The sequence below is a fragment of the Vibrio lentus genome (assembly GCF_002875945.1).
In the GTDB taxonomy this organism is placed as follows: Bacteria; Pseudomonadota; Gammaproteobacteria; order Enterobacterales; family Vibrionaceae; genus Vibrio; species Vibrio apostichopi.
In genome coordinates this window covers 1-6,592 of sequence record NZ_MCZK01000103.1, presented here as the reverse complement: position 1 = coordinate 6,592, position 6,592 = coordinate 1, and the positions used below count along the sequence as shown (strand labels likewise).

General features: G+C 42.8%; 5 protein-coding genes and 5 tRNA genes. 7 read left to right on the top strand and 3 right to left on the bottom strand.

Annotated elements, in window-relative coordinates:
• Positions 1–37: 37 nt before the first annotated feature.
• Positions 38–114: transfer RNA gene (locus BCT49_RS09590), tRNA-Asp, on the top strand.
• A gap of 872 nt (positions 115–986) precedes the next feature.
• Here the strand turns inward: BCT49_RS09590 and pssA are convergent.
• Positions 987–2,327 (bottom strand): CDP-diacylglycerol--serine O-phosphatidyltransferase, encoded by a 1,341-nt coding sequence (gene pssA, locus BCT49_RS09585; RefSeq protein WP_102435041.1) that lies wholly within the window; start codon positions 2,325–2,327, stop codon positions 987–989.
• Positions 2,328–2,418: 91 nt separating this feature from the next.
• On the bottom strand, positions 2,419–2,850 hold the full coding sequence (locus BCT49_RS09580) for a GNAT family N-acetyltransferase (protein ID WP_102435040.1): 432 nt from the start codon (positions 2,848–2,850) through the stop codon (positions 2,419–2,421).
• 66 nt (positions 2,851–2,916) lie between these two features.
• Here BCT49_RS09580 and murB point away from each other — a divergent pair, with 66 nt between their 5' ends.
• Both murB and birA read left to right on the top strand, forming a co-directional pair.
• Positions 2,917–3,963 carry a UDP-N-acetylmuramate dehydrogenase gene (murB, locus tag BCT49_RS09575; protein WP_102435039.1) on the top strand — a complete coding sequence of 349 codons (1,047 nt, stop codon included), beginning with the start codon at positions 2,917–2,919 and terminating at the stop codon, positions 3,961–3,963.
• Complete coding sequence (gene birA / locus BCT49_RS09570) at positions 3,960–4,925, top strand: bifunctional biotin--[acetyl-CoA-carboxylase] ligase/biotin operon repressor BirA (protein ID WP_102435038.1); 966 nt, start codon at positions 3,960–3,962, stop codon at positions 4,923–4,925. The genes murB and birA overlap by 4 nt, the downstream gene beginning before the upstream one ends.
• Before the next feature lie 7 nt (positions 4,926–4,932).
• Here birA and coaA read toward each other — a convergent pair whose 3' ends face one another.
• Positions 4,933–5,856 carry a type I pantothenate kinase gene (gene coaA / locus BCT49_RS09565; protein WP_017078366.1) on the bottom strand — a complete coding sequence of 308 codons (924 nt, stop codon included), beginning with the start codon at positions 5,854–5,856 and terminating at the stop codon, positions 4,933–4,935.
• Positions 5,857–6,066: 210 nt separating this feature from the next.
• Here coaA and BCT49_RS09560 point away from each other — a divergent pair.
• The 4 genes from BCT49_RS09560 to BCT49_RS09545 all read left to right on the top strand — a co-directional run bounded on the left by BCT49_RS09560 (position 6,067) and on the right by BCT49_RS09545 (position 6,475).
• Positions 6,067–6,142: transfer RNA gene (locus BCT49_RS09560), tRNA-Thr, on the top strand.
• 45 nt (positions 6,143–6,187) lie between these two features.
• Positions 6,188–6,272, top strand: a tRNA-Tyr gene (locus BCT49_RS09555).
• A 38-nt stretch (positions 6,273–6,310) separates the two neighbouring features.
• Positions 6,311–6,385, top strand: a tRNA-Gly gene (locus tag BCT49_RS09550).
• 14 nt (positions 6,386–6,399) lie between these two features.
• Positions 6,400–6,475: transfer RNA gene (locus BCT49_RS09545), tRNA-Thr, on the top strand.
• Positions 6,476–6,592: the final 117 nt, after the last annotated feature.

Here is a 6,592-nt window from a genome sequence, read left to right as displayed (position 1 = left end):
GGAGATATGGACGCTCACTTAGTGAGTTGACCACTGCGGAGTGGTAGTTCAGTTGGTTAGAATACCGGCCTGTCACGCCGGGGGTCGCGGGTTCGAGTCCCGTCCACTCCGCCACTTATTAAGAAGCCTCGCTAGAAATAGCGGGGCTTTTTTACATCTAAAAAATAGTGCTTTACCCTGCAGTCGAACGAGTCCCACAAAGGGTTTTCCCAAAGTTCGCAATCCCGGCTATTTCACCATTTATCAGAAAGCTTAGTCTTACGACTAGGCTTTCGTCGTTTCTGGGTATGAGTTTTAGCTATTTGTTAAGACTTTCGTACAGAGGTTGTTCACGGTCAGTAATCATTGAATCGACCATTAACTAGAAAGCTTTCCTAGAAATAGCAGAGCTTTTTCACACTTGTAGGTTTTGCTATGCTGGTTGGGTAAATCTTGGTAAATAAGCTTCTTCGGAGCATTAGGGATACATTTGGCAAGAAGCCGAGTTAGTAATAGTAAGGTTTGTTGCTTTGTAAGGTAGACTGCGATCCCAGATCAAACTAGCCGGCTAGTTGTTTCTTGGTCTATCAGTGAATATCGCTAGGGCGGTAGGTTTGGTATCTGGCGGTTAGATATATTACTTGAACTTAGATTGGAAGTTGTAATCCTCGTTACTCATCTTCTCTGTGAGGAAACTTAAACTGAACCCTGGTTAAATAGAAGTAGCTGTTGCCTGGATCTATAATTCGGCAACCGTAACTAATCTGATGTATCAAGCTTCAGTGGTTCTCACATACGACTCATATCTCGTTATTCTCCTCCTATGTATGCTTTTTAATATCTCATCAGAGAATTGCCAAGAGTTATCTTGTGAGTAGGTGTTAGTAGATTCTGGATGGTTAGCTTCCGAAGAGATATCGGCATTCGGGGTTAAGTTTGAGGTTCTAACGCAGATATAAAAATGCCCAGCAATTGCTAGGCATTTAGACTATGGAAAATACGACGATTTAGAGTATTTGTTTAAGAACTCTGTCTGCTTTAACTCGAGTGATTTTTCGAATCAGTTTTTGTACTTCCATCGGGTAGCTATCAACTTTATCTAACTGTTTATAGGTGCAAATAAGCTGTGTGTGTTGAACAATATTATCAACCTCAGCTTGGAATTTATCCGTTAGGTGATGATAGTTATCTTGGATGAATATGCCATTTTCTAAGTCCAACTTCCATGCGCGTGGGTTTAGGTTATTACCCGTGAGTAGCATGTAGCGTTTATCAACCCAAATTCCCTTCAAATGGAAGCTGTTGGAATCGTGTTGCCAAAGTCGGATAGACAGGTTACGACTTGCTATATTTGCTTCATTAGCCTTCGCGAATCGACGTAGGTTCAATTCGTATAAGTAAGGCAATCCACCAATCGTCTTAAACTCTTCTTCCGGTGAGATAAAGAAATCATTCGCTGTTTTGTCGCCGACAACAATCGTGACCTTTACACCACGCTTAAGTGCTTTCTTCACTTCCTTCGCTAGGCTTGGTGGGAAATTGAAATATGGCGTACAAATGAAAATTTCATCTTTAGCCTGAGCAACCAGTTGGTTAATTCCCTGATTTAGGCGATTACGTCTCTTGCCTATACCAACTAAAGGAGTTACAGCAACTTGATCTGCTGAGACTTCTTGAGAATCGAACTTGTATTGAGAGCGTGCTAACGACGCTCTGAATTGACGGATTGCTGGCTTTAACTCTTTAGTTAACGGTTTGTTCTTATCAGCAAGATCATAAACAGCGATGTCTGAGATCATCTGTTCTTGGACATAGGAGAACATTGAGTCAGCAAGTGTTGCGTTGTTTAAAACATGGTAGCGATCGAAACGATAGCGGTCGTGATAACTTAAATAGATATTGTTAAGGCTAGCACCGCTGTATATCACGCTGTCATCGACAATAAAGCCTTTTAGATGCAATACACCAAACACTTCCTTGCCACGAACAGGAATGCCATAAACTGGTACGGTATGCTGGTACTTATCAGCAAACTCTTTGTACATTGCTGCATTGCCCTCAGAGGACTCCGCACCAATTAATCCACGCTGAGCTCTATGCCAATCGACACAAACGCTCACGTCTAATTCTGGGTTCTTTTGCTTTGCTTCGTATAAGGCAGTTAGGATCTCACGGCCAGCGTCATCATCTTCAAGATACAGAGCAACTAAACTAATACGAGTCGTTGCACGAGATATCTCATCAAGTAAACGAGTTCGGAACTCTTGCGCTGATAGCAGTACTTCAAACTTGTCAGGATTCTGCGCTATGGTTGGCAACTGTATGAATGGATTCCTACTAGCAATCATATTGACTGTTTTACCTTAAAAATATGCAAAATTGCGAACCTTCAATTTTACCAAAGGGATAGCATCAAATACTAGATAATCGAGTCATTCTCTAACAATTTTGCTGATAATGCATAGGAATGAGATCTTTTCCGCTATTCGTATAGCGCTCATATAAGACTCTTAAACCATTTGGTAGTTCATTAGGATCGATTTGTATGAATTGATGACGATTGTAGAAATTAGTCAGGTGAGAATAGGCGAAGCAATAATCTTTTTCCGTTAACGTGTGAAGAACACAATAATCTATTAGCTGTGAACCTAATCGCTTGCCGCGGTATTCCTTAGAGATAGCCATTCCTGTCAATAAGCGTGCATCTTCTATCGTTCGAAAGCGAACCACACCACATAACTGGCCGTCTAATTCTAATGAGTAGATTTGCTCGCTTTTGTTGGCTTTACCTGTTGGGTAATGCTCTTTGTAAAAACGCTTAACGAGGGGAACCTTTACCGGGTCTAATTGAGTAATGATGACATTGTTCATTCAGTCACTGCGCCATTTGTTGATCTGCGTTAGAATATCGGCAGTGTAATTTAATTAAATATCGCCATGCAATCTTATCTCAATGCTAGCTTAAAAAATGTTCATACTTTTTCGATCGAGCAGACTTGCGATGTACTTGTCGAAGTCACCTCTGTTGATGAACTCATCTCCGTATATCAAGACCCTCAATGGTCTGCCTTGCCTAAGTTAATGCTCGGGAAAGGGAGTAATATGCTCTTTACTCAGCATTTTTCGGGCTTGGTTATTATTAATCGATTAAGTGGTATTGAGTTAACAGAAAGCTCAGAAAGCTACTCTCTACATGTATCTGGTGGGGAAGACTGGCCTAGCCTTGTTGAGTGGAGTGTGGACCATGGACTAGGTGGTTTAGAGAACTTAGCTATGATCCCTGGTTGCTCAGGCTCTGCGCCTATTCAGAATATCGGCGCCTATGGCGTGGAACTACAAGATGTATGTGAATACGTTGATATTCTTTGCCTGGATACTTATACAGTTAAGCGATTGAGCAAAGATGAATGTCTTTTTGGTTATCGAGATTCTATTTTTAAGCACGCTCTCTACGGCAAAGCGATTGTTGTCGCGATTGGCTTAACATTAGCTAAAGAGTGGAAGCCATGTAACCACTACGGCCCGCTTAAAAGCTTACCTTTAGAGACACTTTCTCCTCGTTCTATATTCGATGAAGTGTGTGCTATACGCTCAAGTAAACTACCAGACCCTTCCGTGCAGGGCAATGCGGGAAGTTTCTTCAAAAACCCTGTGATCAGCAAAGATCATTTTGATCGGCTGTCTGCGTTATACCCAAACATTGTCGGTTACGAGAGTAACGACATGATCAAAGTCGCCGCTGGGTGGCTCATTGATCAATGCCAGTTCAAAGGTGTGATTGAAGGTGGTGCTCAAGTTCATCCAAATCAAGCTTTGGTTATCATCAATTACGATGAAGCGTCTGCTGCGGATATCCTCAGACTTGCATCACGAGTACGTCAAGCTGTCCTAGACAAATTCGACATTCCATTGGAGCACGAAGTTCGCTTTATGGGCCAAGACAGTGAGACAAACTTAGACAAGGCCTTGGAGGCAATATCATGAGAGAACACAGTACCAAGCTCACATTGCTAAAATGTCTTGCTGATGGTGAGTTTCACTCTGGTGAAGATCTGGGTGACATGATGGGTGTGTCGAGAGCCGCTATCAGCAAGCATATTAAAGGTATTCAAGAGTGGGGTTTGGATATCTATCGAGTGCAGGGTAAGGGATATAAGTTAGCCAGTCGTTTGGATATGCTCGATCAGGAGAGGTTGTCTGCTGTCAGCAGTGACGCTTCTCTGGAGTTGATTCCAATCATAGGTTCAACAAACCAACACCTGTTAGAGCGCACCAGCACCCTTGAGTCCGGTTCGATCTGCGTTGCTGAATATCAAGCTGCAGGCCGTGGACGTCGTGGTCGTGAATGGGTATCGCCATTCGGTGCCAATCTATACCTTTCAATGTATTGGAGGCTCGATGCCGGTATGGCTGCGGCTATGGGGCTGAGTCTTGTGGTTGGTGTCGCCGTTGTAGAGGCGTTGGAGGATATGGGGGTTGAAGGCGTTAAACTAAAGTGGCCAAATGACCTTTATCATAATGATAAGAAGCTCGCAGGTATCTTGGTAGAGCTGTCAGGGCAATCTGGTGGAGCTGCTCATATTGTGATTGGTTTGGGGCTTAATTTATCTATGGATCCAACAACATCAGGTATTGGCCAGCCATGGACCTCTCTCAAAGAAGTGTGTGATGGGAAAGTGCCAGATCGTAATGACTTAGCTCAGGCTTTGATTAATGCTTGGGACAAATCGCTCGTCGACTATGAGTTGAAAGGGATGTCGAATTTTGTCGAACGCTGGAATCGTTTAGATAACTTCTTAGGTCGCAACGTTAGACTGATCATTGGACCTAGAGAAATTGAAGGTGTTGTACAGGGTATCGATGAACAAGGTGCCGTGTTACTCAAAACTGAGAACGGTGTTGAGAGCTATATCGGTGGAGAGATATCCCTAAGAAAAGGGGACTAAGAGGTTACTATTTTCTTAGTAATACTTCCTCAACCATATGATCTGCGCCTTTGCGTAAAATCAGGTGAGCTCTTTCTCGGGTCGGAAGGATATTTTGCTCTAGGTTCAAACCATTGATTGATTGCCAAATACCTTCTGCTTTTTCCTTAGCGGCTAGATCTGATAATTTAGTGTAGTGCCCGAAGTATGACCCTGGTTTAGCGAAGGCACCTTCACGAAACTTCATAAAACGATTTACATACCATTGTTGAATTTGCGCACTTTCAGCATCGACATATAACGAGAAGTCGAGGAAGTCTGAAATAAAGACTCTATGAGGCTCATGTGGGTAATTCATACCGCTTTGTAGAACGTTGAGTCCTTCAATAATGAGCACATCGGGTAAGTCGACCTCTTTTACTTCCTTGGTAATGTTGTAGGTGAGGTGAGAGTACACAGGTGCTGTCACATTACGCTTGCATGCCTTCACGTCTGATACGAAATTGACTAGCGCTTTAATATCATAAGACTCAGGGAACCCTTTCTTACTCATTAAGCCCTTTTCTTCCAGTATTTCATTGGGGTACAAGAAGCCATCTGTCGTAACTAACTCAACTTTAGGATGGTTTTCCCAACGAGATAGCAACGCTTTCAGTAGACGAGCTGTTGTACTTTTCCCTACCGCCACACTACCCGCGATACCAATAATGAATGGTGGCGCAGTTTCTTTCTTATCCAGAAATTGATGAAGTACTGAGTTTCTATTTTGTCGAGCGGCCACATAGAGGTTTAACAGGCGCGATAGCGGTAGATAAATCTCTACTGCTTCTTCCATTGTCAGCTTTTCATTGATGCCTTGAAGCTCTTTCAAATCGCTCTCAGAAAGTGTCATTGGAACTAAATTCCTTAGTTCAGACCACTGCGCGCGGTCAAATGACATAAATGGGCTCATACAAAACTCTATAGTGGATAACAAAACAAGTGCATGGAAAATACATCAAGCGATAGATAAATTAAATATCTTCCTTTACTAGATGCGGATTAAAGGCAGAAACCTTGAGCTAAATAACCGTATATATGAATTTGATAAGAGAATTTTTCACTTTTTTGCAATTTACTATTGCAAGGTGGAAAATCATTCAATAAAATGCGCCCCACTTGTGCCGACTTAGCTCAGTAGGTAGAGCAACTGACTTGTAATCAGTAGGTCACCAGTTCGATTCCGGTAGTCGGCACCACTTTCTCCCCTCTATTTATAGAGAGCGAGAGAAAGATCAAAATTTGGAGGGGTTCCCGAGTGGCCAAAGGGAGCAGACTGTAAATCTGCCGGCACTGCCTTCGATGGTTCGAATCCGTCTCCCTCCACCATATTCTAAAGGTTAAATAGCTCAAAAGAGTTACGTGTTGCGTGCATCGTATAATGGCTATTACCTCAGCCTTCCAAGCTGATGATGCGGGTTCGATTCCCGCTGTACGCTCCAACTCATTTTTGTGTGCTGATATAGCTCAGTCGGTAGAGCGCACCCTTGGTAAGGGTGAGGTCCCCAGTTCGACTCTGGGTATTAGCACCAGTCTAAAGCTTCTTCTCCTTTTAATAAAAAAAACCATTTTTTTGGTTGCGTGGTCTTATTTTAAGCCACCTAATCCGTACCTAGAGGGACACCCCATGTCTAAAGAAAAATTTGAAC